This window comes from Micromonospora sp. WMMC273, assembly GCF_027460285.1.
GTDB classification, from domain to species: Bacteria; Actinomycetota; Actinomycetes; order Mycobacteriales; family Micromonosporaceae; genus Micromonospora; species Micromonospora aurantiaca.
This window is the reverse complement of the sequence record NZ_JAPZBE010000001.1, coordinates 3,688,218-3,706,721: the sequence shown is the minus strand read 5'-3', so window position 1 is coordinate 3,706,721 and position 18,504 is coordinate 3,688,218. Positions and strand designations below refer to the sequence as shown.

Sequence of the window (18,504 nt, the reverse complement as noted above, 5' to 3'; positions counted from 1 at the left end):
GTGAGTCGGCAGGTTCTTGTGGTGGGTGACCGGAAGCCGGGTTCCTATCCGACGATCGGCTCCGCGCTGTCCCGGGCCGAGCCCGGCGCCACCATCGACGTCCACCCCGGCCGGTACGTCGAGAAGCTCGTGGTCGGCGATCGGGTGACGATCAGCGCCGCCCAGCCCGGCACCGTCGAGGTGCACGTGGAGGAGGGCAGCGTCCTCGTCGTCCGCGGTGAGGGCGCCCACTTGCGCGGCATCACGCTCAGCAGCGCCGACACGACGCTGGCCGCAGTCGACGTGTACGCGGGCGAGGTCGCGCTCGACGACTGCCGGGTCGGCGGCGCCTCCTGGGTGACGCTGCTGGCCCGCATGCAGGGCACCGTCGCGCTGCGCGGCTGCGACGTGACCAGCTCGGCCGGCGCGGGCGTGGTGGTGATGTCGGCCGGGTCGAGCACGATCGAGGACACCGACGTCCACGACGTCGCCACGAGCAGCGTGGTGGCGGGGGAGCAGAGCGCGCTGACGCTGCGCCGCTGCCGGCTGCGGACGGCGGGTGCGAACAGCGTCTGCGCCGGCGGCGACGCCCGACTCACCATCGAGCAGTGCGAGATCACCGGCGCCGGCAAGCCCGCCCTGGTGGTCGAGCAGCGCGCCTGGGCCCGCATCCGCGGCCTGTCCGTCACCGGCAGCGGCAACGTCGACGTCTTCGTCCGGGGCGAGGCGGACGTGCAGATCAGCGACTCGACGTTCACCGGCGCCGCGGTGCAGTCGGCGCACATCGCCGAGGGCGCGTCGCCGGAGTTCCGGAACTGCACGTTCGGCGGCGCCGGCCACACCGCCGTGCAGGTGCTCGGCGGCGGCCGGCCGACCTTCACCGACTGCACCGTCGAGGACACGCCGGTGGGCATCGCCGTCAACGGTGGTGCGCCCCGGTTCCTCGGGCTGACCGTGCGGGGCACGCGCGACCACGTCGCCGTGCTCGCCGGTGAGTCGGCTGTCGTGCTCCAGCGGCTACGCGCCGAGATCACCACCGGCGGCGGGGTGCTGGTCCAGGACGGCGCCTCGCTGGAGGGCACCGACCTGGTGGTGGACGCGGGCGAGGCGACGGCGCTCGCGCTGACCGGCCCCGCGCGCGGCGTCGTCCACGAGGCCCGCCTCACCGGCACGGGCGCGGCCTGCGTCCGGGTGGGGACCGGCGCCGACCTGACGCTGCGCGCGGCCCTGCTGCGCGGTTCCGGCGCGCTGGCCGAGGGTGCCCTCCGGCTGGGGGACAGCGAGATCGTCGGCGCGGTCCGCGACGGCCTGCGGGTCACCGGGTCGGCGACCGTCACGCAGACCCGGGTGCGGGACGCCCGGGCCGACGGGATCGTCTTCGAGGCGGGCTCCCGGGGGTCGGTGAGCGACGGGGAGGTGCTCGGCAGCGGCGCGGCCGGCATCGGCGTGGACACCGTGGAGCCGGTGGCGCTCACCCGGTGCGTGGTGCGCGACAGCGGCACCGAGGACGTCCGCCGCGCCCCCGGCGCCACAGTGACCACCGAGGCGCTGACGGTGGGCCGTCCGCCGGCCACCCCGGCGCCCGCCGGCCCGCCGGCCGCCGCGCCGGTCCCGGTCGCCGACGACGGGGGTACGGCGGAGGACGGCGCGGACGAGCTGAGTGAGCCGCTCCGCGAGTTGAACGGGCTGATCGGCCTGCGCGGGGTGAAGCAGGAGGTCACCGCGCTGATCAACCTGATCAAGATGTCGCAGGTCCGGCTCCAGATGGGTCTGCCGATGCCGCCGATGAGCCGGCACCTGGTCTTCGCCGGCCCGCCCGGCACCGGCAAGACCACTGTGGCCCGCCTGTACGGCTCGGTGCTCAAGGAGCTGGGCATCCTGTCCAAGGGCCACATGGTGGAGGCGGCGCGGGCCGACCTGGTGGGCCAGTACATCGGCTCCACCGCGATCAAGACGACCGAGCTGGTCACCAAGGCACTCGGCGGCGTGCTCTTCATCGACGAGGCGTACACGCTGTCCAGCGGTTCGGGCGGCTCCGGGCCGGACTTCGGCCAGGAGGCCATCGACGCGCTGATGAAGATGATGGAGGACCACCGCGACGAGCTGGTGGTGATCGTCGCGGGCTACTCCGAGCTGATGGAGCAGTTCCTCGCCTCCAACCCCGGCATGGCGTCGCGGTTCACCCGCACCATCGAGTTCCCCAACTACTCCGTCGAGGAACTCGTCACCATCACCTCGAACCTGGTCAGCAAGCACTACTACGAGCTGACCGACGACGCGGTGGAGGCGCTCACCGCGTACTTCACCCGGGTGCCGAAGAACGCCACGTTCGGCAACGGCCGGGTGGCCCGCAAGCTGTTCGAGGCGCTGATCAACAACCAGGCGTCGCGCCTGGCGACCACGCCGCCCACGAAGGACAACGAGCTCAACCGGCTCACCGCCGCCGACGTCGAACCCGAGCTGGCGCTGCTGGAGGACCTGCCGGTCGAGCAGGGCGAGCAGCCCGACGCGGCGACCGACCCGACCGGCGCGATAAACGCGGCCCGCAGCTGGAAGCGGATCTGCGGCCTGGTCGGCGGGCAGCGGGTCAAGGAGGCGGCCGGGCAGACGCTGTTGCAGCTCTGCGAGGGCCGCAACCGCCGGCGCGGCCCCGGCCGCACCGGCAACGTGCTGCTCGCCGGCCGGGCCGGCAGCGGCCGCAGCGAGTACGCCCGGCTCTACGCCGCATGCCTGTCGGAGCTGGGCCTGGTGCCGGTCGGCCAGCTGGTGCGGGTGAGCACGAGCCGGGAACTGGCGCCGCAGTGGCCCGGCCAGGCCGGCAGCCTGGTGGACGCGGTCCTCGACGACGCGGCCGGTGGCGTGCTCCAGCTCGACTACGTCGACGACGCCTCCGGCGTCGCGCCGGAGATCGCCGAGGCGCTGGTGGGCCGGATGCGTTCCCGGCTCGGCGACCCGGTGGTGGTGCTGACCGGCGAGGCGGCGGCCCTGGCGAGCCTGCGGGCCGCGGTGCCGGCGGTGAACGAGGTGTTCGGCCAGCAGTGGTCGGTGCCGGAGTTCAGCACCGACGAGCTGGCCGCGATCGTGCTGCGACACCTGGTGCGGCGGGGTCACGAGGTGCCCGACGACGTCCGGGCCGCGCTGACGCAGCTGGCCGGCCGGCTGCCCGAGCGCACCGTCCACGCCGCCCACCAGTTCTCGCTCGCGCTGACCCGGCGCACCGGCTCCCGTACCCTCGCGCTCGCCGACCTGGCCGCGCCCGGCCCGGCGGCCGGCGAGCGGCTCGGCGGCCTGGCCGCCGTCGGCTGACCACCCGACCGTCACACACAGAAAGGCCCGGCATGCAACCCGAGTCCAAGCCCGTTCCTCCCTCGTTCCAGGAGTTCATGGAGAACGCGCAGCGCCTGGAGGACCAGATGCGCAACGCGCAGTCGGAGCTGGAGCGGGCGATCGTCACCGGCCGCTCGCAGGACGCCACCGTCGTGGTCATGGCCAGCGGCCTCGGCAAGGTCCAGACCGTCCGGGTCGACCCCCGGGTGTACGAGCAGCGTGACGCAGCGTCGTTGCAGACGGCGATCATGGAGGCGATCCAGGCCGCCGCCGCGAACGCCGGGAAGCTTGCGACGGAGAAGATGGGCCCCGTCGAAATCAATCTTCACTGACTGAAAAAAGTCTGACCAGCGGTTATGGGCAGATCTTCACGGCTTGGCGCCTTCGGGAAAGAGAGTGTGGAGGTTTCCTGAAGGACTCTCCATGAGACTGTCAGCCCCTACTGACAGTGATGGAGATGGCTGTGGAGCAAGTTGCCGTCTTTGTGCACGCGCCCGACCCGCTGACCCACACCGGCCTGACCGCCCACCTCCGGTCCCGCTCCGACATCACGTTGCTGGACAGCGCGGACCGGACGCGGGCGCAGGTTCTCGTCGTCGCCGCCGAGCGGCTCACCACCGACGTGATCGCGATGCTGCGCCTCGCGGCGACCGAGATCGGCGCCCCGGTCGTCCTGATCACCACCGAGGTCAGTGAACAGGAACTCCTCACCGCCGTGGAGTGCCGGGTCGTGGCCGTCCTGCCACGCGCGGCGGTCACCGCCGAACGCCTCGTGCACAGCGTCCGGGCGGCCGCCTCCGGCGGCGGCGTGCTGCCCCCGAACCTGGTGGGCGAGCTGCTCAAGCACATCGAACGGCTCCAGCGCGACGTGCTCAACCCCAACGGGCTCAACGCCTCCGGCCTGACCGCGCGCGAGATCGACGTGCTGCGGCTGATGGCCGAGGGCTTCGACACCAACGAGATCGCCGACGAGCTGCGCTATTCCGAACGCACCGTGAAGAACGTCATCTACGGCCTCAACCACCGGCTGAAGCTGCGCAACCGCTCGCACGCGGTGGCCTACGCCCTGCGCTCCGGCATGATCTGAAGTGATCACGCGCCACACCGTGGGCAACGCCCTGGTGCTGCACGCCAGCGAGCGGATCAGCACGGAGGCCCGTACGGTCGCGCTGTCGGTGGACCGGGATCCCGACAACGACATCGTGATCCTGGACCTGCAACACGAGCTGCCGTTCGACATCTGGGACACGGTCGCGACCGAGCTGCGCCGGCAGCGCCTGCGCCGGGGCATCCGGCTGGTGGTGTGCGGCGCCCGCCCGGAGACCGGGGCGCTCGCCGGCCAGTGGCTCTCCGACCGGCTGGGCCGGCCGGTGATCGCCCCGTTCGGACGGATGATCCCGGGCGCGGCGGGCCTGCTGTTCGTGCACGCGACGGATCTCGGCGGCTGGGTCTGCTACCGGCGCGGCCACACGCCGGTCTGGCAGTCGAAGCGCTATCCGGTACCGGCCTGGGACGGCGCCGCCGTCGACCACCTGACGATCAGTTCGACCTGCGCCGCCGAGCCGCTGCCCGGCGGCGTCTGGCTCCGGGAGAGCCGCGACGAGGCCGCCGTCGCCGTACACGGAAGTCACCTCACCTCGACGATGCCGTGCCTGCCGGACGCCATGCCGGTCCTGGTCGGCTGCCCCGGGACGGCGCCGCTGCGTCTGGACGACATCGCCAGGTTCTGGCGCGGCCTGGCGCCCGAGGGGCGCGAGCACGCCCGCTTCGTCCAGTACGGCCCGGTCGCGCTGCCCGACGGCGAGCCGTTCGGGCAGGCGCTGGCCGACCTGCTGCGCTGCCCGGTGCGGGTCTTCACCGGCGTGCCGAGCGGCCGCCCGGACGGCCCGGCCCTGTTCACAGTCGACGCCGACGGGCGGCCCGGCTGGCAGGTCTTCGCCGAGGAACTGGCCTACCGGCCCCGGGAGACGCTCGGGGCGAAGGCGGTTACGCCGCGCATCCTGCGCCACCGTGCGCCGCCGGAACTCGGCGAGCCGGTCGGTCCGCGCGTCTACCGGTACGCCCACGACGCGGTGGTCGAGGTGATCCCGTCCGGCCTCTGGCTGCGCGCCCCGGAGCCACCCCGGCACGCCGACCGGATCCGCGCGGTGCCGGTGGACCCGAACCGCGTCCGGCTCGTCGTGGACGACCCGGCGCCGGCCGTGGCGGACCGCCACCGGGAACTGGCCGGTGACCTGGCCGCGCGGCTGGACCCGGCGACCCGCAAGCGGGCGGCGGTGCAGCCGTCCTCGCTCGTGGCGCCGGGACGCCCGGGGCTCTCGGCACGCGGGATCGAGGCCGGGACGTACCGGCACACGACGGGTCACGCCGCCGGACTGCCGCCCGCGCCGTCGGTGCCGGCACCCGTCCCGGAGCCGGTGCCCGTCGCCGTGGCGGGCCCGCCCGCGCCGTCGGCCGCCGAGGTGGCCGCTGCCGTTCCCGCAGTCGCACGTCCCGCCGCCCCGCCGGACACGACCCTGCCGGACGGCTCCGGGCTTCCCGGCCCAGGGTCGGAGGCGGCCGGGCTTCACTCGGCGGGGACGAACGTGGCCGGGCCGCACGTGGCCGGGCCTCACGCGGCCGGGCCGGTCGCGGCCGGGCTGAGCGCCGTCGGGGCGGAGGCGGCCGGGCTCGACGACATCGGGCCGGACGCGAACGGACCGGATGCGACGGCGCGGGACGTGGCCGGGCCGGTGCTCGGCGGCGGCGCGGGCTGGGCGACCAGCCCGACGATGACGCTGCCGGTACACCGCCCCGCACCGGCGCCCGTCCGCTTCCAGCGCACCCCCGGCGACGACGCGCGGGGCGTACGCCCCGGCCCCGACCTGGACGAGGAGCGGACCTGGTTCCGGCGGGCGTTCCGCCGCGAGATCGCCGCCGTCGCCGCGGACGTGGCGGACGTGCTCGCCGCGCATCCGGCGCTCGCGGCCGGCGCCGGCGCGGCGGAGTACGCGACAGCGGTCCGCCTCTACCTCTCCGCCGCCGGTGACGGCCTCGACCAGGCGCTGCGGTCCGCCGAGCCGGGCGGGCACGTGCCGTTCGCCAGGTGCGTGTCGGCGGGCGTACGCCGGTTGCCGGTGCACCGCGGCGTCGCGTACGCCGGCGCCGAGCTGACCACTGCGGACCTGCGGCGGATCGCGCAGCGCCGGGTGCTCACCGACTGGGGCTTCACAAACGCGCTCGCCGAGCCGCCCGCCGACCTGCCGGGCACGGTCGAGGTGCTGATCTGGTCGGCCACCGCGCGGCGCACGGCGGCGTTCGAGACCGGCGACGGCGTCCCGGCCCGGGTCCTGTTCCTCCCCGGTACCGCGTTCACGGTGCTCCAGGTGCAGGAGCCGGACGCCGGTGCCCCCGCCCGGCTGCTGGTGCGGGAACTGGCGGTGGAGGAGCCGCCGGTGGAGGGGCGGGTACGCTTCGACGCCCTCGCCCTTGCCGCCCTGCGCCAGCATCTGGCGCGCCGCACCGGCCCGGGTGCGCCGGTCCCGGCAGCAGCCGCCCGCCGGTTCGTGGGCGTACCGGGGCTGCGCTGAGGCGCTACCGGTCGAGACCGTCGCGCAGCGCGGTGAGCGTCGCCCGCTGTGCCGGCGGCAACCGGTGCCCCGCCAGGGCCCGGCGTACCAGCTCGCGGGCCGCCTCCGGGGCGCGCCGGGACAGCTCGGCGCCGTGCGCGACCAGCCAGTCCACCAGCCACTCGTCCACCTCGGGCGGCCCGGCGAGCAGGTGGTCGGCGATCCGGGTGACGTCGCCGCCGTTGTCCGCGAGCGCCTGTGCCGCGTGCCGGTGCAGCGTCGGCCGCAGCGCGGCGGGGATGCCGCCGGCGAGCGCCCGCCGCAGCACCGGCTGCCGGAACGCCAGCTCGCTGCCCGCGTCCACGAGGACGTCGGCGGCGACCGCCTCCTCCAGCTCGGCCATCAGGTCGAACGGCGACCGCCCGGTGACCGCCGCGACCTCGGCGACGGCGAACTCGTCGCCGAGCAGGGCGGCGTAGCGCAGCGACTCCCGGGCGCCGGGGGAGAGGTGGTCGAGGCTGGCCCGCACGGTGTCCAGCAGCGCGCGCGGCATGTCGTCGGCCCGCGCGTCGACCTCGGCGAGCCCGTCGACGACGCGTACCCCGTCCTCGGCGACGAGGCCGCTGACCAGTTCCCGGGCGTACAGCGGGTTGCCGGCGGCCAGCGGCGCCAGCGACCGCAGCGTGGCGCCGGGTGGCACGCCCACCGTCCGGCCGAAGATCTGCTCGATGTCCGACGGGGGCAGGGGGGTGAGCCGGATCAGGTGCCCGTCGCGGGTGCTCACGCCGCGCCGTACCCGGGCCAGGTCGCGTCGGCCCGGTTCGGGCCGGGCGGTCGCGACGAGCAGCAGCGGCAGCCACCGGGTCAGCGCGGCCAGCCGCTCCCAGGCCAGCAGGCTCACCTCGTCGGCCCACTGGAGGTGGTCGACGGCCAGCACCAGCGGGCCCGTCGCGGTGAGCCCGCGGACGTGGTCGAGCACCCGGTCGACGGCAGCGGCCGGGTCGTCGTGCGGCGCGTCCTCCAGACGCAGCGCGCGGCGCATCACGTGCAGCGGGATGCGGCTGCTGAGTTCCTCGGCGCTGCCGCGCGCGACCCGGTGGCCCCGGGCCCGCGCCTCGTGCAGCGCCGCGTCGAGCAGCGCGGACTTGCCGATGCCCGGCTCGCCCTCGATCCACACGATCGCGCTGCGGCCCTCGCCCACCGCGTCCAGCAGGTCGCGCAGCAGCGCCAGTTCGGCGTCGCGTCCGACCAGGCGTCCCCGTCCCGGTACGGTCGGCGCCGCCACCGCTGCCGGTGCCACCGGTACGGGCGGCGCCGGCTCGGCGAGGATGCGGCTCTGCAGTTCGCGCAGGGCCGGGCCGGGCTCGACGCCGAGTTCGTCCACCAGCACCCGGCGCGCCGCGTGGAAGACGTCCAGGGCCTCGGTGCCCCGGCCGGCTCGGTGCAGCGCGCGCATCAGCAGCTCGTGGAACGGCTCGTGCAGGGGATGGTCGCGGACCAGGGCGGTCAGGTCGGCGATCAGCGCGTCGTCGTCGCCGGCCAGGGCCAGCCGGGCCCGCCGCTCCGCCGCGGCGATCCGCAGCTCGGTCAGGCGGTGCCGGTCGAGGTCGGCGAAGAGTCCGGTGACGTTCGCGTACGCCTCGCCCCGCCAGAGCGCGAGCGCCTCGTCGAGCAGGGCGACGGCCTGGCCGGGCCGCCCGGCGGCAGCGGGCTCCACCGCCGCCTCGCACAGCGCGTCGAACCGGTCGGCGTCCAGCGCGCCCGGTTCGAGGCGCAACGTGTACCCGGCCCGGCCGGAACGCAGCAGCCCACCGGCCGGGCCCAGGGCGCGCCGCAGACCGGAGACGTAGGTGTAGATGTTGCCCACCGCGGCGCTCGGCGCCGACTCGCCCCACAGCGCCCGGATCAGCTCGGCGCGGGTGACCGGGCGGTTGGCGTTCGCGGCCAGCATCGCGAACAGGGCGCGCCGCCGGGCCGGTCCGAGGTCGATCTCGACCTCGCCGTTCCAGGCTCGTACCGGGCCCAGAACGGTGACGCGCAGTCTCCTCACCGCTGCCCGACGACCGCCGGGCCGACGTCCGCCGCCGGCCCCTGCGGGCCGGCGATCCGGTTCATCTCGGCGCGCGTCGCGGCGTCCCCGGTGTGCGCCGACACCCAGGTCGCCTCGGCACCGGCGGGCAGTCCGCAGCGGTGCAGGACCCGGGCAAGTTCCGCGGTGAGCAGCTCGCGGGACGACGCGGAGAGGCCGGGCGAGGCGACGGCGTGGCGCAGCACCGCGATCGCGGGCGCGGGTGCGGTGGCGCCCAGCTGCGCGGCGTGCGCGGTCAGCCAGTCCTGCACCCAGGCGTCGACCGGCACCGGCCCGGCCAGCAGCTGGCCCGCGATCCGGCCGAGGTCGCCGCCGGCTTCGGCGAGCCGCTGGGCGAACTGCCTGTGCATCAGCACGCGCAGCGCGGTCGGGATCGCGCCGCGCAGGACCCGGCGGATGACCGGATGCCGGAACCGCAGGCGGCGCCCGTCCTCGACGAGGATCCCGGCGGCCAGCGCCTCCTCCACCGCCGGTACGAGTTGCGGCGCCGACCTGCCGGTGACCGCGGCGAGGTCGGCCACCAGGTAGTTGTTGCCGAGGAACGCGATCGCCCGCAGCAACTGGCGGGTGTCGTCGGCGAGCGGTTGCAGGTGCCGGGAGACCGCGTCGGTCAGTTCGGGGCCGGGCGTGTCGGCGGTCCGGCCGTCGTGGTCGGCGAGCACGAGATGCCGCAGGTAGTACGGGTTCCCGGCGGCGGCCGCGACGAACGAGCGCACGGTGCCGGCACCCGGGCCGGGTGAGCGGGACCAGTCGCGTACGAGCGCGGTCGCGGTGTCGTCGTCCAGCGGGCCGAGGTCGACGAGCGTGGTGCCGTCGCGGGGCAGCACCCGGCGCAGGAGCCGCACCTCGTATCCGGCCGGGACCGGGCGGGCGGCGGACACGAGCAGCAGTGGCAGCCGCGTGGTGAGCTTGTGCAGCGCGTGCCAGACCAGCAGCGACATGTCGTCGGCCCACTGGAGGTCGTCCAGGACCAGCAGCAGCGGCCGTTCGGCGCACCGTTCGACCACGAACCGCTGGACGGTGTCGATCACGGTCATGGTCGGTGGCGCCCCACCGGAGCAGGCGTGCAGCGAGGCGGGCAGGCCGTCCGCGTCGTTGCCCAGGGAGAGGCACTCCAGCACGATGCTCAACGGCATCCGGTACGCCAGCTCGTCGCCGACGGCCCAGCCGACCTGGACGCCGAGCGGTGCCGCGCCGCTGAGTCCTTCGGACAGCAGCGCCGACTTCCCGATGCCCGCCTCGCCGCTGATCCAGACGCTGCCACCGCGCCCGTCGGCCAGGCCGGTGACCGCCGACCGCAGCCGGGCCAGCGCCGCGGAACGGCCCCGGAAGCCGGGGTGCCCTGCCGGGGCCGGTCCCGGGCCGCGTACCGGGGCCGCGGTGGCGCCGGACAGCTGGTCGTGGATCTGCCGGACGGCGGCGGCGGGTTCGGTGCCCGACTCCTCGACCAGCCGGTCCCGCAGCGTGACGTAGAGCGCGAGCGCCTCGGCGGTACGGCCCTGCGCGGCCAGCGCCCGCATCGCCACCGCGTACAGGCTCTCCCGGGCCGGGTGGCGGTCGACGAGCGTGAGCAGGCGGTCGACGACCTCGGCACCGCGTCCGAGGCCCAGCATCAGTTCGGCCTGCCGTTCGACAGTTGTCAGGTACAGCTCGCCGAGCCGGATCCGGTGGCCGGCGGCCCGTGGTCCCGGTACGCCGACGAGCGCCTCGTCGCCCCGCCACTGCGCCAGCGCGGCGTCCAGCGCGGCCAGTTCACCGGCGGTGTCCCCGGCGGCGCGGGGCGCGCGGCTGCGTTCGCGCAACCGCTCGAAGCGGTGCACGTCGACGGCGTCGGCGTCGAGGTGCAGCCGGTAGCTGCCGCCCTCGGAGGTGAGCACCCGGCCGGAGGACCACCTGTCGCGGTCCGGTTCGAGCATCCGGCGCAGGGCGGAGACGTACGTGTAGAGGTTGCCGGTCGCGCTGGCCGGCGGGTCGTCACCCCAGACGGCGGTGATCAGCTCGTCCCGGGACAGGCCCCGCTCCGGGGTGAGCGCCAGCGCGCTGAAGACGGCCCGGCGCTGGGCCGAGCGCAGTGGCAGTTCCCGCCCGGCGTACGTGATCCGGAGATTGCCCAGCAAGCGGACGTCGAAGCCACTGCACTGTGCCGTCATGCCGTCCTCGTGGTGACCGGATATCTGCCTCGGTGACAACCGTTCGGCGGAACCCTAGCCCAACCATCAACCATGTCAACTTCGTGTGGATGGCGGAAAGGCTTACGGCACAGGACTTCCTGGTGCATGCGGCGTTCAGCTCGGCCCGCTGCCGGTGGTGCTAGCAGGCAGTCTTGCCGGGCCCTGTGCGGACCGTCCACGACGGACCGGTCGGCGGCCGGGGGGCGTGGCGAGACGATACTCACCTCGACGGGGCCGGCGTCCGGCGCCGGCCCCCGTCGAGGTGGCTCAGCTTCCGGCGCAGGTGGCGGTGGCTCCGCCGCCGGTTCCGGTGCCCTGGAATCCGAAGGTGGTGGTCTGCCCCGCGGCCAGTTGTCCGTTGTAGCTCTGGTTGGCCACGGTGACGGTGCCACTGGTGCCGCTGGGCACGCCGTTCCACAGCGAGCTGATCGCGGCGCCGCCGGGCAGCGTGAGCGTCACGCGCCAGCCGGTCAGCGCGGCGCTCCCGGCGGTGACCGTCACGCCTGCGACGAAGCCACCGTTCCACTGGTCCTGGACGGTGTAGACGGCGGTGCAGGAGGCCCCGCCCGGCGGTGGCGTGGTCGGCGGCGGGGTCGTGGGCGGCGGGGGCGTGGTGGGCGGCGGGGTCGTGGGCGGGGGAGTGGTGGGCGCCGGGCCGTCCAGCGTCAGGTTCTTCTGCTGGACGCTCCACTGGGTGCGGCACAGACCGCAGTCGGGGCCGACGAAGTTGGCGCCGGCGCTGATGTCGCCCTTCAGGCGCCACTTGAGGTAGAGCACCGCGACCCGGCCGAACTCGCCGCCGTTGGGCTGGTCGTACGTGCCGCCGTGCCCGACGTTCAGGTTGCCCATGAAGGCGGGCAGCCCGGCCGGCAGCTTGCCCCAGTCGTCCATCGCGTTCGGGTAGGCGATGTCGCTGGGCCCACCGATGAAGTACGCGATCGGCTTGGTCAGGCGCCGCAACTGGTAGTCGTCGGCGTCGTTGAGCAGGCCGCTGCTGAAGATGCCGGTGGTGGTGATGCGCGGGTCGTTCGAGACCGCGTACGCCTCGACGCCGCCACAGGAGAACCCGGCCACGGCGATCTTGGTGGTGTCGATCCGGTTGTAGTACTTGCTCCCCGACCGGGAGTTCTCCGCCACCGCCCAGTCGATGGACTGGGTGAGCATCTGCGCGCTCGTGGAGCCGGAGCCGTTCGGTGCGCCGTTGGCGATGGCGAGGAAGCCGTGGGAGGCGATCTCGCGCAGGAAGTTGCCCTGCGACAGCCCGTTCGCCGAGCAGGCACCGTTGCCCCAGACCAGGACGGGAAGGCGCTCGGACGGGAGCGTCTGGGGACGGAAGATGGTGTGGTTGGGCAGGCTCGACGAGGTCTCGTAGTCGGCGGGGTAGGGCCCCGAGCCGCCGATCGCGGCGCCCGCGGGTGTCGCGCCGAGCGCCACGACCACGGAGGCGAGCGGGACGATGGCGGCCGCCAGCGCCGCGTAGATCTTCGATCTTCTTCTCATGCGTCCTCCAGGGGACGTCGTGACGGCGCTCCCTGGACGGTGGTGGTGGCGGTGTGCCGGCCACGTCGGTGTGGCGCCGCCGCGATGCGTCCCAGCGGAGGGACCGGCGGGAGCTTTTGCAGTTACTATCACCGCCGTAACGAAATGTGTCAATACATGCCGGTCGATGTCTGCCGCCGGTTCGGCTACCGGTCCGCGGCCGGGAGCCGTGGCGCCGGCCGGCTATGCGGCGACCGCCTGCGGGTCGCCCGTGGCGTCGTGGGCGGCCATCCTCTCCTGCCGTTCCGGCTCCTCGCGCAGGATCGCGGCGTGCAGCCACGCATCAGGGATGGCGAAGCCGTCCACAAGCGTGCGCATGTACGGGCGCAGCTCCTTGAGCAGCCCGTTCACCACGCCGGTGATCGCCTTCGACCGGGCCGGGGTGAGCCGGCCGTGCTCCAGCAGCCAGCCCTTGTTCGCCTCGATGACGCTCAGCGCGTACAGGTCGCAGACCCGGGACAGCAGCTCCTTGACCGCCGGGTCGGCGGTGGCGTCGATGCCCGCGACGAACGCCTCCAGGGTCACCCGGTCGACGTGCGCGGCGGCGACGGCGAGGACGTGGTCCTGCACGTCGTTGAAGATGTCGAACGGACGGTCCTTCTTGGTGGAGGCACCACCGCGCAGACGGCGGACCGCGCTGTCCAGCAGGTGCTCCTCCCGATCCTCGAACACCTTGAGCTGCCAGCCCCGGTCGGTGACGGCGACCTCGTCGTCCCGGCCCGGCACCGCGCCGACCAGCCGCGCGATGAGTGCCCGCGCGGCGGTGCGTTCCAGCACCATCTCGCGTACCTGCTCGGCCACGAACGAGGCGCGCCCCCAGCCGTCCAGCGAACCGAACTCGTCCCGGTAGCCGGTCAGCATGCCCTTGGCGACCAGCTGGAGCAGGACCGTGTTGTCGCCCTCGAACGTGGTGAACACGTCGGTGTCGGCCTTGAGGCTGGGCAGTCGGTTCTCCGACAGGTAGCCGGCGCCGCCGCACGCCTCCCGGCACATCTGGATGGTGCGCGTGGCGTGCCAGGTCTGCGCCGCCTTCAGTCCGGCGGCCCGGGACTCCAGCTCCCGCTGCCGGTGCTCGTCGACCGGCCCGTCGCCGCCCTGGATCTCGTCGAGTGCGGCGACCAGCTCGGTCTGGGCGAAGTGCAGCGCGTACGTGGTGGCCAGCGCGGGCAGCAGCTTGCGCTGGTGGGCCAGGTAGTCGTTGAGCAGCACCTCGCGGTCACCCTCGGCGTCGCTGAACTGGCGGCGGATGTCGCCGTACCGCACCGCGATGGCCAGCGCCGCCTTGGTGGCCGCCGACGCTGCGCCGCCCACGCTGACCCGGCCCCGCACCAGCGTGCCGAGCATGGTGAAGAACCGGCGGGAGTCGTTCTCGATCGGGCTGGAGTACGTCCCGTCCTCGGCCACCTGCGCGTACCGGTCCAGCAGCATGTCCCGCGGCACCCGTACGTGGTCGAAGCTGAGCCGCCCGTTGTCCACGCCGAGCAGGCCGGCCTTGGGCCCGGCGTCGCCGATGGTCACGCCGGGCATCGGGTTGCCGTGCTCGTCGCGGATCGGCACCAGCCACGCGTGCACCCCGTGGCGGCGCCCGTCGCTGATCAGCTGGGCGAAGACCACGGCCATCCGCCCGTCCCGGGCCGCGTTGCCGATGTAGTCCTTGCGGGCCGCCTCGTGCGGCGTGTGCAGGTCGAAGGTCTGCGTCTGCGGGTCGTACACGCAGGTGGTGCGCAGTTGCTGTACGTCCGATCCGTGGCCGGTCTCGGTCATCGCGAAGCAGCCGAAGATCCGGCCGGAGACGATGTCCCGCAGGTAGGCGTCGTGGTGCCGCTTGGTGCCGAGCGCGGCGACCGCGCCGCCGAACAGGCCCCACTGCACGCCGGCCTTCACCATGAGTGACAGGTCGACCTGCGCCAGCATCTCGGTGGCGACGATCGAGGCGCCCACGTCGGCCCGGCCGCCGTACTCGGCCGGGAAGCCCGCGGCGATACCCAGTTCGACCGGGAGTTCGCCGAGCAGCCGGGTGATCCGCTCGCGCGCCTGGTCGCCGGTCTCGCCGTAGACCGGCAGGAACCGTTCGTCGAGATGTTCGCGGTGAGCCCGGCGGACCGCGGCCCACGGTCCGTCGAGCGTCTCCTGAAGGCGGGCGATGTCGATGCGGCCGGACGCGTGATCGAGCATGGTCGCTCCTCGGGGCAGCGGACATATGGGTGCACTCTCGGCCTGATCAACATTACCGGCGGTCACCGTGCCCCGCTGGCGGAGGCCGTGGTGAGCCGTGCCACCCGACTCGGTCACCGCGCGTGCTGAGGTTAGGCTGTCCTCACTTCGAGCACTGGAGGCCTCCCCTCGTGTCCCCGCAACCCGCCGCCGGCGTCGTCACGGCCCGGTACGTGCTGCGTCAGGCGTTGCGCCGCCAGCGACGGCCGGTGCTGATCGGCGTGACGCTGCTCGGCCTGCACCAGGTCGCCGAGGCGCTCGTGCCGGTGGCGATCGGCGTCATCATCGACCGCGCCGTGGTGACCGGCGACCCGTGGGCGCTCGCGTACTCGGTCGCCGGCCTCGCCGCCCTGTTCGCCGTGCTGGCGTTCGCCTACCGCAACGGTGCCCGCCAGGCGTTCGCCGCCGTCGAACGGGAGGCGCACCTGCTCCGGGTGGAGATCGCCGAGCGCGCGCTCGACCCGCGCGGGCACCGCTCCGGGCTGCGCGACGGTGAACTGCTCTCGGTCGCCGCCTCCGACGCCGAACTCTCCGCGTACGTGGTGCGGGTCGCCGGGTTCGGTGTCGCCGCGGTGACCGCGCTGACCGTCGCGGCGACCGCGCTGCTGGTCATCGACATCCCGCTCGGGCTCGGCGTGCTCGTCGGCGTACCCGTGCTGGTGCTGGTGCTGCAACGGATGGCGCCGCTGCTGTCCCGGCGCAGCACCTCCCAGCAGGAGGCCCTGGCGGAGACCACGGCGCTCGCCGTGGACCTCGTCTCCGGCCTGCGCGTGCTGCGCGGCATCGGCGCCCAGCACCACGCCGCCGGCCGGTACGCCGCCGCCAGCCGCAACGCGCTCGCCGTGACGCTGCGCGCCGCGAACACCAAGGGACTGCACCTCGGGCTCACCACCGCCGCGAACGGCCTGTTCCTCGCCGCGGTCGCCGGTGTCGCCGGCTGGCTCGCCCTGCGCGGCCGGCTCACCATCGGCGAGCTGGTCACAGTGGTCGGCCTCGCGCAGTTCATCGCCGAGCCGGTGCAGACCATGGGCTGGTGCGTGCAGCTGTTCGCGATGGCCCGCGCCTCCGCCGCCCGGGTGGCGCGCGTGCTCGGCGCCGAGCCGCTCACCCGGCCCGGCGACGCGCCCGCCCCGGCCCACCCGGACGGGCCCCGGCTCGCCCTCGACGACGTCGGGCACGCCGGACTGGACGGGGTGAACCTGCGCGTCGGCCCCGGCGAGGTGGTCGGCGTGCTCGCGTACGACCCGGCCGACGCCGAGGCGCTGGTGGCGCTGCTGTCCGGGCGGGTGCCGCCGGACGTGCGCCGGGGCACCGTGCGTGTCGACGGCGTGCCCGCCGACGACCTGCACGTCGACGCGCTGCGCGGCACCGTGCTCGTCGAACCGCACGACGTGACGCTGTTCGAGGGCACAGTGGCGGCGAACCTCGCCGCCGGCGCCCGTACCGACCAGGCACGGCTGCACGCCGCCGTCCGGGCTGCGGCCGCCCAGGACGTGGTGGACGCGCACCCCGGCGGCCTCGACCACCGGCTCGTCGAGCGGGGCGCGAACCTCTCCGGTGGACAGCGTCAGCGGCTCGGGCTGGCCCGGGCGCTGCACGCCGACCCGCCCGTGCTGGTGCTGCACGACCCGACCACCGCCGTCGACGCGGCCACCGAGGCGCAGCTCGCCGACGGGCTGGCCGAAGCGCGCCGGGCGGCGCCCCGGGGCACGCTGCTGATCACCAGCAGCCCGGCCCTGCTGCGCATCACCGACCGGGTGGTGGTGATCGCCGACGGCCGGGTGGCCGCCGAGGGACCACATGAGCGCCTGCTCGCCGAGGACCCCCGCTACCGCGAGGAGACGCTGCGGTGACCGCCGAACCGCGTACCCCCGGCCGGACGTTGCTGCCCGTCGCGTCCGCCCGCCAGACCTGGACCACGCTCGTCGCCCGGTTCCGCGACCGGCCCGGCCTCAGCGCCGCCGCCGCGACGGTGCTCGTCGCCGCCGCCACCGGTGGCCTGGTCGCACCCTGGGTGCTCGGCCGCCTGGTCGACGACGTCATCGCCGACGCCCCGGCCTCCCGGATCGCCGGCCGGGTGGCGGTGATCGCCGCCGCCGCCGTGCTCACCGGCCTGCTCACCGCGCTCGGTGCCGCGCTCGCGGCCCGGCTCGGCGAGACGGTGCTGGCCCGGCTGCGTGAGCGCGTCCTCGACCGGGCGCTGCACCTGCCGTCCGTGACGCTGGAGCGGGCCGGCACCGGCGACCTGCTGGCCCGCGTCGGCGACGACGTGGCGGTGGTGACGAACGTGATCGCGGTGAGCGGCCCGGCGTTCGTCGGCGCGCTGCTGTCCGTCGTGCTCACCGTGTTCGGGCTGGTCGCGCTGGACTGGCGGCTCGGCCTCGCCGGGCTGGTCGCCGCGCCCGCGTACGCACTGGCGCTGCGCTGGTACCTGCGGCGCTCGATGCCGTACTACGCCCGCGAGCGGGTCGCCACCGGTGAGCGGACGCAGGCGATGGCCGGTGCGCTGCGCGGCGCGGCGACGGTGCGCGCGTACCGGACCGAGGACGCGCACGTGGCAGCGATCGCCGAGCGGTCCGGCCTCGCCCGCGACCTGTCGCTGGAGATCTTCAACCTGCACACCCGCTTCGGGCTGCGGATCAACAGGTCGGAGTTCCTCGGCCTGGCCGCGGTGCTCGTGGCCGGTTTCCTCCTGGTCCGCGACGACCTGGTCACCGTCGGCGCGGCGACCACCGCCGCGCTCTACTTCCACCGGCTGTTCAACCCGATCGGCCTGCTGCTGATGGAGTCCGACTCGGTGCTGCAGGCCGGCGCGAGCCTCGCCCGGCTGGTCGGCGTGGCGAACCTGCCCGACACCGCACCGGCCACCGCGTCCGCCCCGCCCGCCGGCCCGCGCGGCCCGGCCGCGCTGGACGTCACGGTGCGCCGGCACCACTACGACGACGGGCCGCTGGTGCTCGCCGACGTCGAGCTGCGCCTGGCACCGGGGGAGCGGGTCGCGCTGGTCGGCGCCAGCGGCGCCGGCAAGAGCACGCTCGCCGGCATCGCCGCCGGGATCATCGCGCCCACCGACGGATCGGTACGCCTCGACGGCGCGCCGCTGACCGCGACGGACGAGGCCACCTCCCGGCGGGACGTGGCACTGGTCAGCCAGGAGGTGCACGTCTTCGCCGGCCCGCTCACCGAGGACCTGCGCCTGGCCGCCCCGGAGGCGACCGACGCCGAGCTGCTCGACGCGCTGGAGCGGGTCGGCGCCATTAGCTGGCTGCGTGCCCTGCCGGACGGGCTGGCGACGCCGGTCGGTGAGGGCGGCCACCGGCTCACCGCCGCGCAGGCCCAGCAGGTCGCCCTGGCCCGGCTGGTGCTCACCGCGCCCGCCGTCGCCGTGCTCGACGAGGCGACCGCCGAGGCGGGCAGCGCCGGGGCCCGCGACCTGGACCGGGCGGCCCTCGCGGCCACGCAGGGGCGAACCACGCTGATCGTGGCGCACCGGCTCAGCCAGGCGGTGAGCGCGGACCGGATCGTCGTACTCGACCACGGCCGGATCGTGGAGCAGGGCACGCACGAGGAACTGCTCGCCGCCGACGGCCGGTACGGCCATCTCTGGCGTTCCTGGCGCGTCCCGGTATGATCACCG

10 protein-coding genes are annotated in these 18,504 nt (G+C 74.8%); 6 read left to right on the top strand and 4 right to left on the bottom strand.

The features are described from left to right. The 4 genes from O7611_RS17245 (at window position 1) to O7611_RS17230 (ending at window position 6,875) form a co-directional block, all read left to right on the top strand. On the top strand, window positions 1–3,285 hold the full coding sequence (locus O7611_RS17245) for a right-handed parallel beta-helix repeat-containing protein (protein WP_269697215.1): 3,285 nt from the start codon (window positions 1–3) through the stop codon (window positions 3,283–3,285). 32 nt (window positions 3,286–3,317) lie between these two features. Beyond that, the gene (locus O7611_RS17240) at window positions 3,318–3,638 is read left to right on the top strand and encodes a YbaB/EbfC family nucleoid-associated protein (protein WP_194802791.1); all 321 of its coding nucleotides are present in this window, start codon (window positions 3,318–3,320) and stop codon (window positions 3,636–3,638) included. Window positions 3,639–3,757: 119 nt separating this feature from the next. Then, a complete protein-coding gene (locus O7611_RS17235; protein WP_194802792.1) occupies window positions 3,758–4,393 on the top strand; it encodes a helix-turn-helix transcriptional regulator in 636 nt (211 codons plus the stop codon). Between the two features lies 1 nt (window position 4,394). Beyond that, on the top strand, window positions 4,395–6,875 hold the full coding sequence (locus O7611_RS17230) for a hypothetical protein (protein WP_269697214.1): 2,481 nt from the start codon (window positions 4,395–4,397) through the stop codon (window positions 6,873–6,875). Between the two features lie 4 nt (window positions 6,876–6,879). Here O7611_RS17230 and O7611_RS17225 read toward each other — a convergent pair whose 3' ends face one another. From O7611_RS17225 to O7611_RS17210, 4 genes are all read right to left on the bottom strand, one after another. Next, the gene (locus tag O7611_RS17225) at window positions 6,880–8,904 is read right to left on the bottom strand and encodes a BREX system ATP-binding domain-containing protein (protein WP_269697213.1); all 2,025 of its coding nucleotides are present in this window, start codon (window positions 8,902–8,904) and stop codon (window positions 6,880–6,882) included. Further along, window positions 8,901–11,093, bottom strand: coding sequence for a BTAD domain-containing putative transcriptional regulator (locus O7611_RS17220; RefSeq protein WP_194802795.1), 2,193 nt, complete (start codon window positions 11,091–11,093; stop codon window positions 8,901–8,903). The genes O7611_RS17225 and O7611_RS17220 overlap by 4 nt, the downstream gene beginning before the upstream one ends. 288 nt (window positions 11,094–11,381) lie before the next feature. Beyond that, window positions 11,382–12,614 carry a cellulose binding domain-containing protein gene (locus O7611_RS17215; RefSeq protein WP_194802796.1) on the bottom strand — a complete coding sequence of 411 codons (1,233 nt, stop codon included), beginning with the start codon at window positions 12,612–12,614 and terminating at the stop codon, window positions 11,382–11,384. 222 nt (window positions 12,615–12,836) lie between these two features. Next, the gene (locus tag O7611_RS17210; protein WP_269697212.1) at window positions 12,837–14,828 is read right to left on the bottom strand and encodes an acyl-CoA dehydrogenase family protein; all 1,992 of its coding nucleotides are present in this window, start codon (window positions 14,826–14,828) and stop codon (window positions 12,837–12,839) included. Window positions 14,829–14,998: 170 nt separating this feature from the next. Between O7611_RS17210 and O7611_RS17205 the strand changes: the two genes are divergently transcribed. Beyond that, window positions 14,999–16,720 carry an ABC transporter transmembrane domain-containing protein gene (locus O7611_RS17205; protein WP_194802798.1) on the top strand — a complete coding sequence of 574 codons (1,722 nt, stop codon included), beginning with the start codon at window positions 14,999–15,001 and terminating at the stop codon, window positions 16,718–16,720. Beyond that, complete coding sequence (locus O7611_RS17200) at window positions 16,717–18,498, top strand: ABC transporter ATP-binding protein (RefSeq protein WP_194802799.1); 1,782 nt, start codon at window positions 16,717–16,719, stop codon at window positions 18,496–18,498. The genes O7611_RS17205 and O7611_RS17200 overlap by 4 nt, the downstream gene beginning before the upstream one ends. Window positions 18,499–18,504 lie beyond the last annotated feature (6 nt).